Below are 19,728 nucleotides of genomic sequence, written 5' to 3' on the forward strand. Positions count from 1 at the left end.
ACCTGTCCTGGCGAGGCCCCAGGGTCACCTGGCCTGTCTAGGACACCCGGCGGACCACATATGCCGAGCCGTGGTCCGTCGGCTCCTCCCCGACGTACTCCTGCCCCCGCATCTCGCACCACGCCGGGATGTCGAGGCGGGCCGCCTCGTCGTCCGACAGGACACGGACCGTGCCGCCGACCGGGACGTCGCCGATCACCTTGGCCAGCTCGATGACGGGGATGGGGCAGCGCTTGCCCAGCGCGTTCACCACGAGGGTGTCCGAGGCGGCGGGCGTCTTCGCCGCCTCCACCGGGGCGCCCAGCTTCTCGCGGACCGCCGACACCGTGCCCGGGAGGACGGACAGGAAGCGGTCGACGTCCTCTTCCGGGGTACCCGGCGGCAGCGACACACGGACGTTGCCCTCACTCAGCACACCCATCGCCTTCAGCACATGGCTGGGCGTCAGCGTGCTGCTCGTGCACGACGAACCGGAGGAGACCGAGAAGCCCGCCCGGTCCAGCTCGTGCAGCAGAGTCTCTCCGTCGACATAGAGACAGGAGAAGGTGACGATGCCGGGCACACGCCGGGCCGGGTCGCCGACCACCTCCACGTCCGGGACCAGCTCGGGCACCCGTACCCGGATCCGGTCCGTCAGTTCCCGCAGCCGCGCGGCCTCCTCGGCCGCCTCCGCGCGGACGGCCCGCAGCGCCGCCGCCGCGGCCACGATCCCGGGGATGTTCTCGAACCCGGCCGCCCGCCCCGACTCCCGTTCGTCCGCGGGCCCTTGGGGAGCGAACCGCACCCCCTTGCGGACGACGAGAAGCCCGACCCCCGAAGGCCCGCCCCATTTGTGGGCACTTGCCGTGAGCAGCGACCAGTCACCCTCGACGCGGCCCCACCCCAGCGACTGCGCGGCGTCCACCAGCAGCGGCACCCCCGCCGCCCGGCACACCTCCGCGACCTCGGCCACCGGCTGCTCCGTGCCCACCTCGTGGTTGGCCGACTGGAGACAGGCGAGCGCCGTGTCGGGGCGGAGCGCGGCGGCGTACGCCTCGACGGAGACGGCACCGGTGCGCTCCACCGGGACCTGCGTCAACGTCCCGCCGTCCGCCTCGTGGACCTCTGCCGAATGGAGTACCGAAGAGTGTTCGACGGCTGACACGATCAGGTGACGTCCCACGCGCCGCCGGCCCGCGAGAGCGCCCGCGATCCCGGAGTGGACCGCCCGCGTACCGGACGAGGTGAAAACCAGCTCGTCCGCCCGGCACCCCACCGCATCGGCCGCCGCCTCCCGCGCCGCGTCGAGCAACAACCGGGCCCGCCGCCCCTCCCGGTAGAGACGGGCAGGGTCGGCCCACCCCTCATCCAGCGAGGCCTGCAAGGCCTGCCGGGCAACGGGATGCAGGGGAGCGGCGGAAGCGGCATCGAAGTAGGACACACAGCAACGCTAAAGCCCGGGTCAGCACAGCGCCCCGAAGGGGCGCCCCGTAAGGGGCGCGGGGAACGGCGCGACCAGCCACAGCGAATCCGCAGCCGCGATACAAGCGAACCCACCGAGCTACTAGGCGCCCCCCAACCCCCCGTCAGATCCCCCCGGAACACCAAGTTCCACCCCTTCTGAGTGACCCGCGGCGCGTTAGGCACCCTCCCCGCGCGACCCCAAATAGCGTCCAGTAGGGTTTGGTCCGCATAAACATCCAAACCCCTGCCCGTGTGCCAGGGCGGCGAGCGACCAGCGAGAAGGGCCGTAGCCAACCAGCGCGGGCGAGACTCTCGGGAAGGCGCTACGTGAGTCCCAACGGCTCCGACCGCTCGCCGCGGCGCCCGATGCGGCGGAAGCTGCTGCAGGCAATGACTGCGGGCCTGGTCCTGGCGACCGCCACCGGTTGCACATACAAGGACTTTCCCCGCCTTGGTATGCCCACCCCGGTCACGGAGGAGGCTCCGCGGATCCTCTCCCTCTGGCAGGGCTCGTGGGCGGCCGCGCTCGCCACGGGCGTGCTGGTCTGGGGCCTGATCCTGTGGGCGACCATCTTCCATCGGCGCAGCCGCACCAAGGTCGAAGTTCCTCCGCAGACCCGGTACAACATGCCCATCGAGGCGCTGTACACGGTGGTCCCGCTCATCATCGTCTCGGTGCTGTTCTACTTCACCGCCCGCGACGAGACGAAGCTCCTCAGCCTCTCCCCGAAGCCCGACGTCACGGTCAACGTGGTCGGCTTCCAGTGGAGCTGGGGCTTCAACTACATCGCGGACGTCCCCGGTTCCACCGGGAACGCGAAGATCGACCCGAACCTGGCGGCCATTCCGGACCGGTTCAAGAAGGACTTCCCGGCGAACGCCGGCGGTGTCTACGACGTCGGCACGCCCGGTACGAAGAACCCGCAGACGGGCAACCCCGGTCCGACCCTCTGGCTCCCCAAGGGCAAGACGGTCCGCTTCGTCCTCACTTCGCGTGACGTCATCCACTCCTTCTGGGTGGTGCCGTTCCTCATGAAGCAGGACGTCATCCCGGGCCACACCAACTCGTTCCAGGTGACCCCGAACCACGAGGGCACCTTCATGGGCAAGTGCGCCGAGCTGTGCGGCGTCGACCACTCCCGGATGCTCTTCAACGTGAAGGTCGTCTCCCCCGAGCGCTACGAGGCCCACCTCAAGCAGCTCGCGGCGAAGGGGCAGACCGGTTACGTCCCGGCCGGCATTGAGCAGACGGGCCACGAGAAGAACCGGGAGACGAACAACCTGTGAGCATCCTCAACGAACCTCAGGGTGCCGCCGAAACCGAAGACTCGTACGAGAACGAGCTGCCGGTTCGGCGCAAGCAGCCCGGCGCCGTCGTGATCAAGTGGCTCACCACCACTGACCACAAGACGATCGGCACGCTGTATCTGGTCACGTCGTTCGCGTTCTTCTGCATCGGCGGCGTCATGGCGCTGCTCATGCGCGCCGAGCTCGCCCGGCCCGGTCTGCAGATCATGTCGAACGAGCAGTTCAACCAGGCGTTCACGATGCACGGCACGATCATGCTGCTGATGTTCGCGACGCCGCTGTTCGCCGGTTTCGCGAACTGGATCATGCCGCTGCAGATCGGCGCGCCCGACGTGGCGTTCCCGCGGCTGAACATGTTCGCCTACTGGCTCTACCTGTTCGGCTCGCTCATCGCGGTCGGTGGCTTCCTCACCCCGCAGGGTGCGGCCGACTTCGGCTGGTTCGCCTACAGCCCGCTGTCGGACGCGGTCCGCTCGCCGGGCATCGGCGCCGACATGTGGATCATGGGTCTGGCCTTCTCCGGCTTCGGCACGATCCTCGGCTCGGTCAACTTCATCACCACGATCATCTGCATGCGCGCTCCCGGCATGACGATGTTCCGTATGCCGATCTTCGTGTGGAACGTGCTGCTGACCGGTGTGCTGGTCCTGCTCGCCTTCCCGGTCCTCGCGGCCGCGCTGTTCGCCCTGGAGGCGGACCGCAAGTTCGGTGCGCACGTCTTCGACGCGGCAAACGGCGGAGCCCTACTCTGGCAACACCTCTTCTGGTTCTTCGGCCATCCAGAGGTGTACATCATCGCCTTGCCGTTCTTCGGGATCATTTCCGAAGTGATCCCAGTGTTCTCACGCAAGCCGATGTTCGGCTACATGGGCCTCATCGCGGCCACCATCTCCATCGCCGGTCTGTCCGTGACCGTGTGGGCCCACCACATGTACGTCACCGGCGGAGTGCTGCTGCCGTTCTTCTCCTTCATGACGTTCCTGATCGCCGTGCCAACGGGCGTGAAGTTCTTCAACTGGATCGGAACGATGTGGAAGGGGTCCCTGAGTTTCGAGACCCCGATGCTCTGGGCCACCGGCTTCCTGATCACCTTCACCTTCGGTGGTCTGACGGGTGTCATCCTGGCCTCGCCGCCGATGGACTTCCATGTCTCCGACTCGTACTTCGTGGTGGCGCACTTCCACTACGTGGTCTTCGGCACCGTGGTGTTCGCGATGTTCTCCGGCTTCCACTTCTGGTGGCCGAAGATGACGGGCAAGATGCTCGACGAGCGTCTCGGCAAGATCACCTTCTGGACGCTGTTCGTGGGCTTCCACGGCACGTTCCTCGTCCAGCACTGGCTGGGTGCGGAGGGTATGCCGCGCCGGTACGCGGACTACCTCGCGGCCGACGGATTCACCGCCCTGAACACGATCTCGACGATCTCCTCGTTCCTGCTCGGCCTGTCGATCCTGCCGTTCCTCTACAACGTGTGGAAGACGGCCAAGTACGGCAAGAAGGTCGAGGTCGACGACCCGTGGGGTTACGGCCGCTCGCTGGAGTGGGCCACCTCGTGCCCGCCGCCGCGGCACAACTTCCTCACTCTTCCGCGGATTCGCAGTGAATCCCCGGCGTTCGACCTGCACCACCCGGAGGTCGCCGCTCTCGACCAGCTCGAGAACGCCGGTCACGGATCGTCGGCTCTGTCCGGTGGCAAGGAGGCCGGCAAGTGAAGATCCAAGGCAAGATGTTCATCTGGCTGGCCCTCTTCATCCTCGTCATGGGGATCGTCTACGGCGTGTGGTCCAAGGAGCCGGCCGGCACCACGGCCCTCTTCATGGGCTTCGGCCTGAGCATGATGATCGGCTACTACCTGGCCTTCACGGCCCGGCGGGTCGACGCGCTGGCGCAGGACAACAAGGAGGCCGACGTCGCGGACGAGGCCGGCGAGGTGGGCTTCTTCAGCCCGCACAGCTGGCAGCCGCTCGCGCTCGGTGTCGGTGGCGCGCTCGCCTTCCTGGGCGTGGTCTTCGGCTGGTGGCTGCTGTACTTCTCGGCCCCGATCATCATGATCGGCCTGTGGGGCTGGGTCTTCGAGTACTACCACGGTGAGAACCGCACTCAGTAACACGCGCTGAACACGAGAGAGCCCGGACACTCCGTCAGGAGGGTCCGGGCTCCCTCTTTTGCCGCACATCATGTCCCTCACACGGCCCACTCGCCGCGCCGTGGCTGACGGGCGTTCATAGCGTGAGGCCATGAACCTCTCACCGCGAATCCGCACGGTCGTCAGCTGCACCACGCTGGTGGTCTCCCTCGGCGCAGGCGTCACCGCCTGTGGATCGGGCGACCAGCCGCTCTCGGCGAAGCCGTATGACGCGGCGGGACAGATCTCCTTCAACAGCCCCACCACCGACGGCGGCAAGGCCGCCAAGGTGGACCCCGACAAGCCGCTGGAAATCCTCGCCACGGGCGACGACGGGCGCATCACCGACGTCACGGCGATAGATGCCTCAGGGCGCTATGTCTCGGGCGAACTCGCCGCGGACGGCAGCCGCTGGCACAGCAGCTCACCGCTGGCCGCGGGGGTCCACTACACGGTGCGGGTGAGCACCGAGAACGGGGACGGCGCCCCCGGCCGCAAGGTCCTCGACTTCGACACCGGCACCCCCACGACCAGGCAGGTGCTGAACGTCGAGTTCGGGCCGAAGGCGGGCGAGTACGGCGTCGGCCAGCCCGTAACGGCCGAACTCAGTGTCCCCGTCAAGGACCCGGCCTCCCGCGCGATCGTCGAACGCGCCCTCAAGGTCGACTCCGAGCCCTCCGTAGAGGGCGCCTGGCACTGGGTGGACGACAAGACGCTGCATTACCGTCCCAAGGAGTACTGGCCCACGGGCGCCACCATCGAGGCACACAGCAACCTCGCGGGCATCAAGATCGGCGAGCGCCTCTGGGGCGGCAACGCCAAATCCCTGGAGCTCACCACGGGCGACCAGCTCATCGCCGTCACGGACGCCGCCGCGCACGCCATGACCGTCTACCGCAACGGCCAGCAGATCAAGCGGATCCCGGTCACCACCGGCAAGCCCGGCTTCGAGACCCGCAACGGCGTCAAGGTCGTACTGGGCAAGGAGTACTTCGTACGCATGCGCGGCACCACCGTCGGCATAGCCGAGGGCAGCGCCGACTCGTACGACCTGCCCGTCTACTACGCCACCCGCGTCACCTGGAGCGGCGAGTACGTGCACGCGGCGCCCTGGTCCGTGGGCAACCAGGGGTACGCCAACGTCAGCCACGGCTGCACAGGGATGAGCACCGCCAACGCCGCGTGGTTCTTCAACAACGTGCGCGCCGGCGACATCGTGAAGGTCCAGAACTCCAACGGCAAGACCATGGACCCCTTCGGCAACGGCTTCGGCGACTGGAACCTCGACTGGACGAAGTGGCGCAACGGCAGCGCCCTGGTAGGCGGCGTCCCTGACGGCCCCAGCCCTCAGGACAGGGCCAGGCTGCGCCCAGAGTCAGTGTGAGCCGGACGCCCGCTCCCGCGCCCCGTCAGGGGCGCGAGGAACTGCGCGAGCAACCACAAACGGCCCGCAGCCGCCAACGTACCGAACGCCCCGAGCTATCAGGCGCCCAAAAGAGCCTTCGTACGCAGCAGAGAGGCCAGAGAGGCGGCAAACTCCACCGGATCCACCGGCAGGGTCACCGCCGCGTCCGCACGGCTCCACGTGGCCAGCCAGGCGTCCTGGGGCCGCCCGATGAGCACCAGCACGGGCGGGCAGTTGAAGATCTCGTCCTTGATCTGCCGGCACACCCCCATGCCACCCATCGGCACGGCCTCACCGTCCAGCACACAGACGTCGATCCCGCCCTTGTCCAGCTCCGTGATGACGGCGGCAGGCGTCGCGCACTCGACGAACTCGACCTGGGGGACATCGGCGGCGGGCCTGCGCCCGGTCGCCAGCCGTACCTGCTCTCGGGTGTTGGAGTTGTCGCTGTAGACCAGCACCGTGGCGGTCGGCTGCATTGTTCCTCCGCGTCTTTGGTCGGGAACTCGTGGTACCGATGCGGCGGATGCTACTCCTCCGAACACCTCGTCAACACCGGTTCGGACACCGCTTCGATGGGCCATACGGGCTGGACACACCCCATCAACACTCCGAACGGCACCCCCCGGGGTGAGGGCGGGATAAGCGACCGACATAATGTCGGTCGTGGCGACAGCAACGACAGTAGAAACCGGGCACGCGCACCCGTCGGTCAATCGGCCGAACCTCACCAGCGTCGGAACCATCATCTGGCTGAGTTCCGAGCTGATGTTCTTCGCGGCCCTCTTCGCGATGTACTTCACCCTGCGATCGGTGACCGGGCCGGATCACTGGAAGGAAATGGCGTCCAGCCTGAACTTCCCGTTCTCCGCGACGAACACCACGATCCTGGTGCTCTCCTCCCTGACCTGCCAGCTCGGCGTCTTCGCCGCCGAGCGCGGGGACGTGAAGAAGCTCCGGATGTGGTTCACCGTCACCTTCATCATGGGCGCGATCTTCATCGGCGGTCAGGTCTTCGAGTACACCAACCTGGTCAAGGAAGAAGGGCTCTCGCTCTCCTCCGACCCGTACGGTTCGGTGTTCTACCTGACCACCGGCTTCCACGGCCTGCACGTGACGGGTGGCCTCATCGCCTTCCTGCTGGTCCTCGGCCGCACCTACGCGGCGAAGAGGTTCACTCACGAGCAGGCGACCGCGGCCATCGTCGTGTCCTACTACTGGCACTTCGTCGATGTCGTCTGGATCGGCCTCTTCGCCACGATCTACATGATCAAGTAATCGGGCCCACCGCCCGAAACATCCAGAAGCATCGACGCTGAAGATCCTGACACCGGGGTAATCCGTGAAAAAGCTCTCCGCACGACGACGCCATCCGCTGGCGGCGGTCGTCGTCCTACTCCTCGCGCTGGCGGCCACCGGGGGGCTGTACGCCGCGTTCGCACCCGCGAGCAAGGCGCAGGCCGATGACACCGCCCAGTCCCTCGCCATCGACGAGGGCAAGAAGCTCTACGCCGTAGGCTGCGCCAGCTGCCACGGCACCGGCGGTCAGGGCACCTCCGACGGTCCGAGCCTCGTAGGGGTCGGCGCCGCGGCGGTCGACTTCCAGGTCGGCACCGGCCGTATGCCGGCCCAGCAGCCCGGCGCGCAGATCCCGAAGAAGAAGGTCATCTACTCGCAGGACGAGATCGACCTGCTCGCGGCGTACATCGCCTCGCTCGGTGCCGGTCCCTCGGTCCCGACGAAGAGCCAGGTCGACCCCGCGGACGGGGACATCGCCAAGGGTGGCGAGCTCTTCCGTACCAACTGCGCGCAGTGCCACAACTTCACCGGCAAGGGCGGCGCACTGACGCACGGCAAGTTCGCGCCGAGCCTGGAGGGTGTCGACCCGAAGCACATCTACGAGGCCATGCAGACCGGCCCGCAGAACATGCCGTCCTTCCCCGACACCACGCTGTCGGAGAAGAACAAGAAGGACATCATCGCGTACCTCGACGCGGTCAACGGTGACGACACCGAGAGCCCGGGCGGTCTCGAACTGGGCGGCCTCGGGCCGGTCAGTGAAGGCCTCTTCGGCTGGATCTTCGGTCTTGGCGCCCTGGTCGCCGTCGCCGTCTGGGTCGCCGCTCGGACCGCAAAGGCCAAGAAGTCATGAGTAGCCAAGACATTCCAGAAGAGAACGTGCCTGCTGAGCGGGCCACCGACGAAGATGCGCACGGTCACGGCGCGGTAGTCCTCGCGGACGAGACGAACCCGTTCGCGGACCCCGGTCTGCCGCCCCACGAGCACCGCATCCAGGACATCGACGAGCGGGCCGCCAAGCGGTCCGAGCGCGCGGTCGCCTTCCTGTTCACGTTGTCGATGCTGGCCACCGTCGCCTTCATCACCTCGTACGTGGCGATCCCGAACGACAAGTCGATCTATGTCTTCCCGATCGGGCACGTCAGCGCGCTGAACTTCGCGCTGGGTCTGACGCTCGGCGTGGCGCTGTTCTCGATCGGCGCGGGCGCGGTCCACTGGGCCCGCACCCTGATGTCCGACATGGAGATCGCCGACGAGCGTCACCCGATCGCCGCGGAGCCCGAGGTCAAGGCCAAGGTCCTGGCCGACTTCAAGCAGGGCGCCAAGGAGTCCGCGCTCGGCCGCCGCAAGCTGATCCGCAACACGATGTTCGGCGCGCTGGCCCTGTTCCCGCTCTCCGGCGTCATGCTGCTGCGCGACCTCGGTCCGCTGCCCGGCACGAAGCTGCGCCACACGATCTGGTCCAAGGGCAAGCTGCTCGTCAACATGAACACGAACGAGCCGCTGCGTCCCGAGGACGTCGCCGTGGGTTCGCTCACCTTCGTCAAGCCCGAGGGCCTGGAGGAGGACGACGAGGACTTCCAGACACAGATCGCCAAGGCGGCCACGATGATCGTCCGGCTGCAGCCGGACAACATCAAGGACAAGCAAGAACTCGCGTGGTCCTACCAGGGGATCGTGGCCTACTCGAAGATCTGCACTCACGTCGGTTGCCCGATCTCCCTGTACGAGCAGCAGACGCACCACGTCCTCTGCCCGTGCCACCAGTCCACCTTCGACCTCTCCGACGGTGCCCGAGTCATCTTCGGCCCGGCCGGTCACCCCCTGCCGCAGCTGCGCATCGGTGTGAACGACGAGGGCTACCTCGAGGCGCTCGGCGACTTCGAAGAGCCCGTCGGTCCTGCATTCTGGGAGCGCGGATGAGCACTGCGACCACCTCCGACTCGCGCTCGCGCGAGAAGGCGCCCGCCGGTGAGCGGGTAGCCGACTGGGCCGATGGCCGTCTGGGGATCTACTCCCTGGCCAAGTCCAACATGCGCAAGATCTTCCCCGACCACTGGTCGTTCATGTTGGGTGAGGTCTGCCTCTACAGCTTCATCATCATCATCCTCACGGGTGTGTATCTGACGCTGTTCTTCCACCCGTCGATGAACGAGGTGACGTACAACGGCAGCTATGTCCCGCTCCAGGGACAGCTGATGTCGGAGGCGTTCAACTCGACCATGCACATCTCCTTCGATGTGCGCGGTGGTCTGCTGATCCGGCAGATCCACCACTGGGCGGCGCTGATCTTCCTCGCCGGCATGTTCGTGCACATGATGCGCGTGTTCTTCACGGGTGCGTTCCGCAAGCCGCGTGAGGTCAACTGGGTCTTCGGATTCCTGCTGTTCGTCCTGGGCATGTTCACCGGCTTCACCGGTTACTCGCTCCCGGACGACCTGCTCTCCGGCACCGGTGTCCGCTTCATGGAGGGCGCGGTCCTGTCCGTGCCGATCGTCGGCACGTACCTGTCGTTCTTCCTCTTCGGCGGAGAGTTCCCGGGCGGCGACTTCGTGGCCCGCTTCTACTCGATCCACGTACTGCTGCTGCCGGGCATCATGCTCGGCCTGGTGGTCGGCCACCTGATCCTGGTCTTCTACCACAAGCACACGCAGTTCGCGGGCCCCGGCAAGACGAACAACAACGTCGTCGGCATGCCGCTGCTGCCGGTCTACATGGCCAAGGCCGGAGGCTTCTTCTTCCTGGTCTTCGGTGTCATCGCGGCCATCGCGGCGATCGCCTCGATCAACCCGATCTGGGCCATGGGTCCCTACCGTCCGGACATGGTGTCCACGGGCGCCCAGCCCGACTGGTACATGGGCTTCTCAGAGGGCCTGATCCGTGTCATGCCGGGCTGGGAGATCAACTTCTGGGGTCACACGCTCGTCCTGGGCGTGTTCATCCCGCTGATGATCTTCCCGCTGGTCCTGGTCGCGATCGCGGTCTACCCGTTCATCGAGTCCTGGGTCACCGGCGACAAGCGCGAGCACCACATCCTGGACCGCCCGCGCAACGTCCCGACCCGGACCGCGTTCGGCGCCGCCTGGATCAGCTGGTACTTCGTCCTGCTCGTCGGTGGCGGCAACGACATCTGGGCGACGCACTTCCACCTGTCGATCAACTCGATCACCTGGTTCGTGCGCATCGGATTCTTCGTCGTGCCGGTGCTGGTGTTCCTCGCCACCAAGCGGATCTGCCTCGGCCTCCAGCGCCGGGACCACGACAAGGTCCTGCACGGCCGCGAGTCGGGCATCATCAAGCGCCTGCCGCACGGTGAGTTCATCGAGGTGCACGAGCCGCTCAGCCAGGACGCGCTGCACACGCTCACCGCGCACGAGCAGTACGAGCCCGCTCAGATCGGCCCGACGGTCGACGAGAACGGTGTCGAGCGCAAGGTGGGCGGCACGCAGAGGCTGCGCGCCAAGCTCAGCAAGGGCTTCTACGGGGAGAACAACCAGATCCCCAAGCCCACCGTCGAGGAGTACAAGGAGATCACGAGCGGCCACGGCCACCACTGATCCCCTGGCCGATCGGCATTGATCGCCACGGCAAGAGCCCTCGTCCAGTGCATGGACGGGGGCTCTTTGCCGTCCCCGGGCCTGGATAGGGTGTTCCCATCCACAAGGAGTCCCACAAGGACCCACACAGAGTCCCTTTCCGGGGACCGACCCAGGAGCGGCTTATGAGCGCTGTGAACCCCGCTGGAGGCGACACCGCGGCGGGCCGTTCCTGGCCCGACGTACTGAGCGCGCTGCTCGCCGGGCAGGACCTGAGCGCCGGTGACACGGCGTGGGCCATGGACCGCATCATGAGCGGTGAGGCCGCGGACGCCCAGATCGCGGGTTTCCTGGTGGCGCTGCGGGCCAAGGGCGAGACGGTCGAGGAGATCACCGGCCTCGTGGAGACCATGTACGCCCACGCGAAGCCGCTGCACATCCCGGGGCCGGCCGTCGACATCGTCGGTACGGGCGGAGACCGGGCCAAGACGGTCAACATCTCGACGATGTCCGCCATCGTGATCGCGGGTACCGGGGCGAAGGTCGTCAAGCACGGCAACCGGGCGTCGTCCTCGGCGAGCGGCTCGTCCGACGTGCTGGAGCGGCTCGGCATCAACCTGGACCTGTCGCCCGAGCGGGTGGCACAGGTGGTGGAGGAGGCCGGGATCACCTTCTGCTTCGCGGCCAAGTTCCATCCCTCGATGCGGTTCGTCGGCGCGGTCCGGCGCGACCTGGGGATTCCGACCTCGTTCAACCTCCTGGGCCCGCTGACCAACCCCGCCCGGGTCACCGCCTCGGCGATCGGCTGCTTCGACACCCGGATGGCGGGGCTCATCGCCGGCGTACTGGCAGAACGCGGCTCGTCCGCGCTGGTCTTCCGGGGTGACGACGGCCTCGACGAGCTGACGACCACGGCCACCTCCCGGGTGTGGGTCGTCCGCGACGGCAAGGTGACCGAGGAGGCCTTCGACCCGCGGGACGTCGGCCTTGAGATCGTCCCGGTGGAGGCACTGCGGGGCGCCGACCCCGAGTACAACGCGGGGGTCGCCCGACGGCTCCTGGACGGCGAGACGGGCGCGGTGCGGGACGCGGTCCTGCTGAACTCGGCGGCGGCCCTGGTGGCCCTGTCGCCGACCGACGTGCCCCTGGTGGACCAGCTCCGCGCCGGGATGGAGAAGGCGGCGCAGTCGATCGACTCCGGGGCCGCGAAGAGGACTCTTGAGCGGTGGGTGGCGGCCAGCAGCGCCTGAGCCGTCGGGCCGTACGCCGGCTCCTCCGCCGTACGCGATGTGATGCGAGGCGCAGTCCGGATCCTGGACTGCGCCTTGCGCGTCGAAGATCTTCTGGCAAGATGCTGTATCAGGTCATGAGTGACAGTCATGAGGCCCCGGCCGACTGTCCGGCAACCCTCCGTCCGTGGCGGGGTGCCCCGGGTGAAGACCAGGTCGTAGGCAGCGAGGTCTACGGCAAGCGCGGACCCCTCGCCACTCACTTGAGTGGATACAGCCCAGGGGTCCTGGTCGTTCGAGGGAGCCTTCTGTGAGCAAGCGAATGCGATAGGGCGTAGCGCCCCACTTCCGCGTACCCCTTTTCACCTTCTTCGCCTTTCCTGCGCTGAGCCGTCCGTACCCCGGTGTACCCGCTCGCGCAGCGATCCCGCCTGCCTCTCACAGGAGCTCGCCATGTCTGTCTCCACCGCTGCCGCCGACCAGACCGTTTGTGCCTCCCTGCCCGTTCTGGGACGAGATGTGACCGTCCCGCTCGTCACCGGTGGCGAGGTCACCTACGCCGCGCTCGACTACGCCGCCAGCGCCCCGGCCCTGCAGCGGGTGTGGGACGACGTGGCGGCGTACGCCCCCTACTACGGCAGCGTGCACCGTGGCGCCGGCTACCTCTCGCAGCTGTCCACCGACCTGTTCGAGAACTCCCGCGAGACCGTCGCCGAGTTCCTGGACTGCCGCGAGGGCGACCAGGTCGTCTTCACCCGCTCCACCACCGACTCGCTCAACCTGCTCGCCGCCACTCTTCCGGCCGACTGCCAGGTCTTCGTCTTCGAGACCGAGCACCATGCGTCCCTGCTGCCGTGGAAGGACGCCAGGGTCACCTACCTCAACGCCCCGCGCAGCCCGCGCCAGGCCGTCGAGACGCTGGAGCGCGCCCTCGCCGACCGCGACCCCTACGGCCCGGCCCTCGTCTGCGTCACCGGCGCCTCGAACGTCACCGGTGAGCTGTGGCCGGTGCGCGAGCTGGCCGCCGCCGCCCACGCGCACGGCGCCCGTATCGTCCTCGACGCCGCGCAGCTGGCCCCGCACCACCCGGTGTCCGTCCGCGACCTGGACGTCGACTGGGTCGCCTTCTCCGGCCACAAGCTGTACGCGCCCTTCGGCTCCGGTGTGCTCGCCGGCCGCTCCGACTGGCTGCGCGAGGCCGAGCCGTACCTCGCGGGCGGTGGCGCCAGCCGTAAGGTGTCGCGCCGTACGGACGGTGGCGTGGACGTGGAGTGGCACGAGAGCGCCGCCCGGCACGAGGCCGGCTCGCCGAACGTGATCGGCGTCTACTCGATCGCGTCCGCCTGCAAGGCCCTCACCGAGGCGGGCTTCGACACCCTCGTCGCCCGTGAGCAGCACCTGATCGACACGGTCCGCGCGGGTCTCGCGGAGGTCCCCGAGGTGCGCGTCCTCTCCCTCTTCGGTGACGACGCCCCGCGGGTCGGCGTGATCTCCTTCGTCGTCGAGGGGTGGAACAGCTCGCACTTCGCCGCGGCGCTCTCCGCGGAGTACGGCATCGGGGTGCGCGACGGTCTGTTCTGCGCCCATCCGCTGGTGCGCACCCTCCTCGGCAGCGACCCGCAGACCCAGGGGGAGTGCGGTGCCCCCGAGGCCGCGCCCGGCGAGAAGTCCCTGAACGCCATCCGTGTCAGCTTCGGTGCGGGTACCCCCGACGAGCACGTCGAGCGCTTCGTCACCGCCGTGCGGGAACTCGTCCGGGACGGTGCGAAGTGGCAGTACCGCACGGAGGACGGCCGCTGCGTTCCCGCGGTCTGAGCCATCGGTTGTGTGTCGGCTGCGGGCCGGTGGGGGCCGTTCGCGCAGTTCCCCGCGCCCCTAAAAGGGGCGCGGGGAACTGCGCGATCTTTTAGGGGGGTCTGGGGGCGCAGCCCCCAGGGATGGGACGGGTAGGGGCGGCGGGGGCGAGAACTAGTTGTCGAGGCCGATCGCGAACGCTGCCTCGAGGTCGTGCTGGGAGTACGTGCGGAAGGCGACGTGGGTGTCCGTGGCCTCGACACCCGGGATCTTGCTGATCCGCCCGGGGATGACGTCCGCGAGGTCGTCGTGGGCCTTCACCCGGACCATGGCGATCAAGTCGTACGTGCCGGTGACGGAGAAGACCTCGCTGACAGCGTCCAGCGCGGCGATCGACTCGGCGATCTCGGGGATCCGGTCCACGCTGGTCTTGATGAGGACGATCGCGGTGATCACGGCTGGTTCTCTCCCTCGGGGGCGGTCGTTGGAGCCTTCACTCTAGTCGCCCGGCCGAAACGCACCCATGCGTAGACGAACCCCAGCGAGAAGCCCACCAGGTGGGCCAGATAGGCGACCCCGGGGCCGGAGGTGTCGCGGCCCGCCGCCAGCCATTGCAGGGTGACCCAGAAGGGCAGCACCACCCAGGCGGGGAAGCGCAGCGGCAGGAAGAAGAGGAACGGGAAGAGACTGGTCACCCGGGCCTTGGGGAACAGGTACAGGAACGCGCCGAGGACCGCGGAGATCGCCCCGGAGGCGCCGACGAGGGACTGCTGCGAGGCGGCGTTGGCGGCGGCGTAGCCCAGCAGGGCGAGGTAGCCGCAGCCGACGTAGAAGAAGGCGAACTGGATGTGGCCCATGCGTTCCTCGGTCATCGCCCCGAAGACGTAGAAGAAGAGCATGTTGCCGAGGAGGTGGAGCCAGCTGCCGTGGATGAACAGGGCCGTGGCGGGGGTGAGGGCTTCGCGCGGGGCTCCGCCGAAGAGGTCGGTGGGCACCACGCCCCAGCGCCGGAAGTAGGCCTGCTGCGCGACCAGCAGCTCGTCCCCGGTGCCGTACGCCGGATTGAGGCCCGCCGCCGGGCCGATCACGAAGATCAGGCAGCACAGGGCGATCAGCCCGTATGTCACCGGTGCGGACTGGTTCCGCATCGCCCTGCCGACCGCCGTCATCGCGTTGCTGATCATGGTGCAGAGCATGGCGTAACGGGACCGATGCGCACAGACCGCCTCGCCGCCGTGGACGGCCGAGCGTCGGGTACCCGCCAGGCCTTAGGGTTACGAGCCACACGCACCGGGAGACTGGCGCTGGACGGACACTAGAAGGAAAGCGACTGCCACATGACGGTTCCCCTGCCGGATGCCAAGACTCGCTGGCGCTGCACGCTCTGCGGCAATCTCACGCGTTTCGACGTGACCCGCTCGTCGAAGGTCGTCGAGTATGTGCACCTCGACCTGGCCGGTGAGCCGAACGTCGAGGAGCGCGAGGTGGTCAGTGAGACCATCGAGTCGGTGCGGTGCCGCTGGTGCAATGCCGTGGATCAGGTGGAACTCGTGGACAGGCCGGGCGCCGGCTCCTGAGGGAGCGGGCCCCGCACGGATATTGGGGTGACGGATGGTGGAGACCACAGGCGGGGAGCCGGACGACGGCGCCGCTGAGGTGCTCGACCGTCCGCTGCCCGACGGCGTGCGCCGGCGGGTCGTACAGATCGTCTCCGATGGGTTCGGTGGGCTGACGATCGGTGAACTGCCCGCCCAATTGCGGCAGTATGCCCGGTTCACACCCAGTCGACGGGCCAAGTTCGCCGGTAACGCGATGGCGGCGGCCCTGGAGACGGAGCCTCTTTTCAGACAGCGCATCGCCGAGAAACTGAGAGAGGCGCAGCCGGAACTCACCGGTGCCCTCGACTCGGGCGCGCCGCCCCCGGCCGCGGATCCGCTGGATGTGGCGGCCGCGGCCTATGTGCTGCGCCCCGCGGGCTGGGTGAAGCTGGTCGCCGCCGCGGGCGAGGAGGCCCTGCGGGCGGACGCCGAGCGTGCCGACGAGGAGAGCCGGGCCGAGCTGGAACGGCTGCGCGAGGAGCTCGCCGAGGCGCGCGGGCAGACCAAGGCCGAAACCGAGCGCATGCGCACGGAGTTGGAGGCCGCGAAGAAGGAAGCGGAATCGCTTCACCGCAAGCTGCGCGGGGCCCTCAGCGACGTCAAGCGCGGCGAGGCGGCCCTCCGCAAGCTCCAGGGCGAGATGGACACCGGCCGGGCGGAGGGGCACGCCCAGGTCTCCGCCGCCGAGAGCGAGACCCGGCGGCTCAAGGCGCGGCTCGCGGAGGCCGAGGCGGCCCTGGAGGCCACCCGCAAGGCGGCGCGCGAGGGGCGCAGTGTCGAGGACATGCGCGTACGGCTGCTGCTCGACACCGTGCTGGAAGCGACCCAAGGGCTGCGGCGGGAGCTGGCGTTGCCACCCGTGTCCGTACGCCCCGCGGAGACCGTGGATGCGGTCGAACCGGGACGGATGACGCCAAAAGACATCGCCGCCCGGGCGTTGTCCGAAAACGATCCCGCGATCCTCGACCAGCTGCTCGCGCTGCCACAGGCGCATCTGGTCGTCGACGGCTACAACGTCACCAAGACCGGCTATCCGCAGATGCCGCTCGAGAAGCAGCGGTTGCGGCTCCTCGGGCAGCTCTCGCAGCTCGCCGCGCAGACCGGCGCCGAGGTGACCTGTGTCTTCGACGGGGCCGAGCTGGCCGCGCCCGTGCTGCTCGCGCCGCCGCGCGGGGTGCGGGTGCTGTTCTCCAAGGCCGGCGTCACCGCGGACGAGTTGATCCGCCAGCTGGTGCGCGCCGAGCCGCCCGGGCGGCCGGTGATCGTCGTCTCCACCGACCGTGAGGTGGCCGACGGCATCGCCAAGGCGGGTGCGCGACCGGTCGCTTCGGTGGTGCTTCTCAAGCGCTTTTCGCGCGGCTGAGCAGCGGCCGCCCATCTGGGCCGTAAGCCTCATAGGCAACGTAAGTCCCATGCGTAACGTCCAGGCGCAATGCCCGAATTGGGCCGACCTTCACGCAACGTAGTGTCAAGCGCGTATTACTGCATGTGAGTTGTCGGCAAAGAATGCGCTCGGTGACCGAGATTTTTCCTATGAGGATTTGAACTGATCACAAGAAGGTCACTAGGGTCAGGCCTCGAACCTCCGCTCGGGTGATCACTCATTGGGAGTGACGGCGAAGGGGCACCGCCCGTCGGCGCATTCGGCAGGCGGCTGAAGGAAGAAGGAGCTCGCCTTCGTGGCGTCCCACCGTCGACCCAAGCAGCCGAGCCGCACCCGTGTGACCGTGCTCACCGCCGCCGCCGCTGCCGTGGCCCTCAGCGCGAATGTGGCCAACGCCGCGCCGAGCGAGAAGCTGAGCAAGGACGAGGTCAAGGCCAAGGTCGACAAGCTCTACGAGGAGGCCGAGCAGGCCACCGAGAAGCTCGACGGGGCCAAGGAGAAGCAGGAGAAGCTGCAGAAGCAGATCAGCACCCTGCAGGACAACGTCGCCCGCGGCCAGGAAGAGCTCAACGAGCTGCGCGACGGCCTGGGTTCGATGGCCAGCGCCCAGTACCGCACCGGAGGCATCGACCCCTCCGTGGCGCTCTTCCTCTCCTCCAACCCGGACGACTATCTCGACCAGGCGTCCACGATGGACCAGCTGAGCGCTCAGCAGGTCGAGGCGCTGAAGAAGGTCCAGGAGAAGCAGCGTTCGCTCGCGCAGCAGCGCAAGGAAGCCGCCGACAAGCTCAAGGACCTCGCCGACACCCGGGCGGAGCTCGCCAAGAAGAAGAAGGAAGTCCAGAACAAGCTCGGTTCGGCGCAGAAGCTTCTCAACACGCTGACCGCCAAGGAGAAGGCGGCTCTCGCGGCCGCCGAGCAGGAGCGCTCCACCCGGGCCAGCGAGCGCGTCGACCTCGGCAACACCAAGTCCGCCTCCGGGCGCGCCGCCGCCGCGTTCTCCGCCGCACAGAGCAAGCTCGGCTCGCCCTACGTCTACGGCGCCTCCGGACCCTCCTCCTTCGACTGCTCGGGCCTGACGTCCTGGGCCTATGCCCAGGCCGGCGTCACCATCCCGCGCACCTCGCAGGCGCAGGCCAGCTACGGCACGCGCATCTACTCGCAGAGCGACCTCCAGGTCGGCGACCTGGTCATCTTCTACGGCGACCAGCATCACGTCGGCCTGTACGCGGGCAACGGCCAGGTGCTGCACGCCCCGCGCACCGGCACGGTCGTGCGCTACGAGTCGATCAGCAACATGCCCTTCCAGTTCGGCGTCCGCATCTGATGCTCCGGCTTCCGGATCTGACGTACGCCCCCTGAAGGGACCCTTCGCCACGCCGCCCAAACGGGCGAATTGCGGTAACTCCCGCTGACCCCACGCCCCGTCGGTGACCTGCGTCTCCGGCGGGGCGTCACTTTGTGTGCCCGCGGAGGTCTTTGGCCGGTGCGTAGTCGCACGGCTACTGTCTGGCGCGTTTCCCCCAACTCCGGGGGACCGTCAGCGGAAGGGAGAGCGGCTACTCGTGGGGTTCCATCGCCGCCTTGCACCGTCCGGCTTCGACCGGGGCGCCGGCGCCGCCGGCATCGCGGCCTGCGTGATGTCCGCCGCGGTCGCGGCACTCGGCGCGCTGCCGGCAGCCGCAGCACCGCAGGACGACACCCGGGCCGAGGTGGACCGCCTCTACGCGCAGGCGGAGAAGGCCACCGAGGCGTACAACAAGGCCGACGAGCGCGCCGACTCGCTGCGCGAGGACATCACCACGGCGCAGGACGAAATCGCCCGCCAGCAGGAACGCATCAACACCATGCGGGACGCGCTCGGTTCGCTCGCCGGGGCCCAGTACCGGTCCGGCGGCCTCGATCCCTCGCTCGCGCTGCTGTTCTCCGACAACCCGGCCGACTACCTCGACAAGGCCGCCGCCCTCGACCGGATCACCGCCCACCAGGCCGGCGAGTTCAAGGACCTCCAGCTCGCCATGCGCGACCTCGCCCAGAAACGCGAGGAGGCCACCGGAAAGCTCGCCGAACTGGAGCGCAGCCGCAAGGCCGTCACCCAGAACAAGCGCACCGTCGAGCGAAAACTGGCCAAGGCGCAGGAGCTGCTCAACTCCCTGCCGTACGCCGAGCGCGCCGCCTACGACCGGGCGTCGCGTTCCGCGCGCGCCGACATGCCCGACCTCGGGGGCGCGGTCCCGTCCTCGGCGCGTGCGGCCGCCGCCGTCGCCGCGGCACGCTCGGCGCTCGGCCGCCCTTATGTGTGGGGTGCCACCGGGCCGAGCGGCTTCGACTGTTCGGGCCTGATGCAGTGGTCGTACGCGCAGGCCGGAGTCGGTCTGCCGCGCACCTCGCAGGAACAGCGGTACGCCGGACGGCAGGTGCCGCTCTCCCAGGCACGGCCGGGTGACCTGGTCACCTACCGCTCGGACGCCAGCCATGTCGGGATGTACGTGGGCAACGGCCAGGTGATCCACGCCCCCTACCCGGGCGCCCCGGTGCGCTACGACCCGGTGGGCATGATGCCGGTCTCGTCCGTGACGCGGGTCTGACCCCCGGGCCAAGCCCGTA

Annotated in this window: 18 protein-coding genes and 1 riboswitch; of the genes, 14 read left to right on the forward strand and 4 right to left on the reverse strand. The window is 68.3% G+C overall.

The window, feature by feature from the left end:
- Nucleotides 1–37: 37 nt before the first annotated feature.
- Nucleotides 38–1,420 carry a cysteine desulfurase/sulfurtransferase TusA family protein gene (locus tag OIC96_RS35075; RefSeq protein WP_330303990.1) on the reverse strand — a complete coding sequence of 461 codons (1,383 nt, stop codon included), beginning with the start codon at nt 1,418–1,420 and terminating at the stop codon, nt 38–40.
- A 350-nt stretch (nt 1,421–1,770) separates the two neighbouring features.
- On the opposite strand from OIC96_RS35075, the gene ctaC reads away from it, so the two are divergent.
- The 4 genes from ctaC (at nt 1,771) to OIC96_RS35095 (ending at nt 6,260) form a co-directional block, all read left to right on the forward strand.
- Nucleotides 1,771–2,730 carry an aa3-type cytochrome oxidase subunit II gene (gene ctaC / locus OIC96_RS35080; protein WP_330303989.1) on the forward strand — a complete coding sequence of 320 codons (960 nt, stop codon included), beginning with the start codon at nt 1,771–1,773 and terminating at the stop codon, nt 2,728–2,730.
- Nucleotides 2,727–4,463, forward strand: coding sequence for an aa3-type cytochrome oxidase subunit I (ctaD, locus tag OIC96_RS35085; RefSeq protein WP_330303988.1), 1,737 nt, complete (start codon nt 2,727–2,729; stop codon nt 4,461–4,463). Before ctaC ends, ctaD begins: the two co-directional genes overlap by 4 nt.
- Nucleotides 4,460–4,858, forward strand: a complete 399-nt coding sequence (locus OIC96_RS35090) for a cytochrome c oxidase subunit 4 (RefSeq protein ID WP_330303987.1) — start codon at nt 4,460–4,462, stop codon at nt 4,856–4,858. The genes ctaD and OIC96_RS35090 overlap by 4 nt, the downstream gene beginning before the upstream one ends.
- A gap of 130 nt (nt 4,859–4,988) precedes the next feature.
- Nucleotides 4,989–6,260, forward strand: a complete 1,272-nt coding sequence (locus OIC96_RS35095) for a L,D-transpeptidase (RefSeq protein WP_330303986.1) — start codon at nt 4,989–4,991, stop codon at nt 6,258–6,260.
- 98 nt (nt 6,261–6,358) lie between these two features.
- Here OIC96_RS35095 and OIC96_RS35100 read toward each other — a convergent pair whose 3' ends face one another.
- Nucleotides 6,359–6,760, reverse strand: a complete 402-nt coding sequence (locus OIC96_RS35100) for a hypothetical protein (RefSeq protein WP_327428108.1) — start codon at nt 6,758–6,760, stop codon at nt 6,359–6,361.
- 178 nt (nt 6,761–6,938) lie between these two features.
- On the opposite strand from OIC96_RS35100, the gene ctaE reads away from it, so the two are divergent.
- From ctaE to OIC96_RS35130, 6 genes are all read left to right on the forward strand, one after another.
- The gene (ctaE, locus tag OIC96_RS35105; RefSeq protein ID WP_330303985.1) at nt 6,939–7,559 is read left to right on the forward strand and encodes an aa3-type cytochrome oxidase subunit III; all 621 of its coding nucleotides are present in this window, start codon (nt 6,939–6,941) and stop codon (nt 7,557–7,559) included.
- A 64-nt stretch (nt 7,560–7,623) separates the two neighbouring features.
- Entirely contained in the window at nt 7,624–8,433 is an 810-nt protein-coding gene (qcrC, locus tag OIC96_RS35110; protein ID WP_330303984.1) for a cytochrome bc1 complex diheme cytochrome c subunit, read from the forward strand.
- Nucleotides 8,430–9,503 carry a cytochrome bc1 complex Rieske iron-sulfur subunit gene (gene qcrA, locus OIC96_RS35115; protein WP_330303983.1) on the forward strand — a complete coding sequence of 358 codons (1,074 nt, stop codon included), beginning with the start codon at nt 8,430–8,432 and terminating at the stop codon, nt 9,501–9,503. Before qcrC ends, qcrA begins: the two co-directional genes overlap by 4 nt.
- On the forward strand, nt 9,500–11,137 hold the full coding sequence (qcrB, locus tag OIC96_RS35120; protein ID WP_330303982.1) for a cytochrome bc1 complex cytochrome b subunit: 1,638 nt from the start codon (nt 9,500–9,502) through the stop codon (nt 11,135–11,137). Before qcrA ends, qcrB begins: the two co-directional genes overlap by 4 nt.
- Before the next feature lie 164 nt (nt 11,138–11,301).
- Nucleotides 11,302–12,366, forward strand: coding sequence for an anthranilate phosphoribosyltransferase (trpD, locus tag OIC96_RS35125; protein WP_330303981.1), 1,065 nt, complete (start codon nt 11,302–11,304; stop codon nt 12,364–12,366).
- Nucleotides 12,367–12,478: 112 nt separating this feature from the next.
- Nucleotides 12,479–12,595: riboswitch (SAM riboswitch) on the forward strand.
- Between the two features lie 203 nt (nt 12,596–12,798).
- The gene (locus OIC96_RS35130; protein WP_330303980.1) at nt 12,799–14,160 is read left to right on the forward strand and encodes an aminotransferase class V-fold PLP-dependent enzyme; all 1,362 of its coding nucleotides are present in this window, start codon (nt 12,799–12,801) and stop codon (nt 14,158–14,160) included.
- Between the two features lie 153 nt (nt 14,161–14,313).
- Here the strand turns inward: OIC96_RS35130 and OIC96_RS35135 are convergent, their stop codons facing one another.
- Both OIC96_RS35135 and OIC96_RS35140 read right to left on the reverse strand, forming a co-directional pair.
- A complete protein-coding gene (locus OIC96_RS35135) occupies nt 14,314–14,595 on the reverse strand; it encodes an Lrp/AsnC family transcriptional regulator (RefSeq protein WP_327428101.1) in 282 nt (93 codons plus the stop codon).
- The gene (locus OIC96_RS35140) at nt 14,592–15,323 is read right to left on the reverse strand and encodes a rhomboid family intramembrane serine protease (protein ID WP_330303979.1); all 732 of its coding nucleotides are present in this window, start codon (nt 15,321–15,323) and stop codon (nt 14,592–14,594) included. The genes OIC96_RS35135 and OIC96_RS35140 overlap by 4 nt, the downstream gene beginning before the upstream one ends.
- A 153-nt stretch (nt 15,324–15,476) precedes the next feature.
- On the opposite strand from OIC96_RS35140, the gene OIC96_RS35145 reads away from it, so the two are divergent.
- From OIC96_RS35145 to OIC96_RS35160, 4 genes are all read left to right on the forward strand, one after another.
- The gene (locus OIC96_RS35145) at nt 15,477–15,716 is read left to right on the forward strand and encodes a hypothetical protein (RefSeq protein ID WP_330303978.1); all 240 of its coding nucleotides are present in this window, start codon (nt 15,477–15,479) and stop codon (nt 15,714–15,716) included.
- A gap of 34 nt (nt 15,717–15,750) precedes the next feature.
- Complete coding sequence (locus OIC96_RS35150) at nt 15,751–17,100, forward strand: NYN domain-containing protein (protein ID WP_330303977.1); 1,350 nt, start codon at nt 15,751–15,753, stop codon at nt 17,098–17,100.
- A 316-nt stretch (nt 17,101–17,416) separates the two neighbouring features.
- Nucleotides 17,417–18,448, forward strand: coding sequence for a C40 family peptidase (locus OIC96_RS35155; protein WP_330303976.1), 1,032 nt, complete (start codon nt 17,417–17,419; stop codon nt 18,446–18,448).
- Nucleotides 18,449–18,686: 238 nt separating this feature from the next.
- Entirely contained in the window at nt 18,687–19,709 is a 1,023-nt protein-coding gene (locus OIC96_RS35160) for a C40 family peptidase (RefSeq protein ID WP_330303975.1), read from the forward strand.
- The last annotated feature ends 19 nt before the right edge of the window (nt 19,710–19,728 follow it).

Origin of the sequence: Streptomyces sp. NBC_00775, from assembly GCF_036347135.1 — a bacterium.
GTDB classification, from domain to species: domain Bacteria; phylum Actinomycetota; class Actinomycetes; order Streptomycetales; family Streptomycetaceae; genus Streptomyces; species Streptomyces lutosisoli.

Excerpts from the sequence above, each read along its gene's own strand:
- ctaE (WP_330303985.1), top strand. The coding sequence starts at position 6,939 with ATGTCGGTCGTGGCGACAGCAACGACAGTAGAAACCGGGCACGCGCAC.
- OIC96_RS35150 (WP_330303977.1), top strand. The coding sequence starts at position 15,751 with ATGGTGGAGACCACAGGCGGGGAGCCGGACGACGGCGCCGCTGAGGTG.
- OIC96_RS35100 (WP_327428108.1), bottom strand. The coding sequence starts at position 6,760 with ATGCAGCCGACCGCCACGGTGCTGGTCTACAGCGACAACTCCAACACC.
- OIC96_RS35130 (WP_330303980.1), top strand. The coding sequence starts at position 12,799 with ATGTCTGTCTCCACCGCTGCCGCCGACCAGACCGTTTGTGCCTCCCTG.
- OIC96_RS35145 (WP_330303978.1), top strand. The coding sequence starts at position 15,477 with ATGACGGTTCCCCTGCCGGATGCCAAGACTCGCTGGCGCTGCACGCTC.
- OIC96_RS35095 (WP_330303986.1), top strand. The coding sequence starts at position 4,989 with ATGAACCTCTCACCGCGAATCCGCACGGTCGTCAGCTGCACCACGCTG.
- trpD (WP_330303981.1), top strand. The coding sequence starts at position 11,302 with ATGAGCGCTGTGAACCCCGCTGGAGGCGACACCGCGGCGGGCCGTTCC.
- OIC96_RS35140 (WP_330303979.1), bottom strand. The coding sequence starts at position 15,323 with ATGATCAGCAACGCGATGACGGCGGTCGGCAGGGCGATGCGGAACCAG.
- qcrB (WP_330303982.1), top strand. The coding sequence starts at position 9,500 with ATGAGCACTGCGACCACCTCCGACTCGCGCTCGCGCGAGAAGGCGCCC.
- qcrA (WP_330303983.1), top strand. The coding sequence starts at position 8,430 with ATGAGTAGCCAAGACATTCCAGAAGAGAACGTGCCTGCTGAGCGGGCC.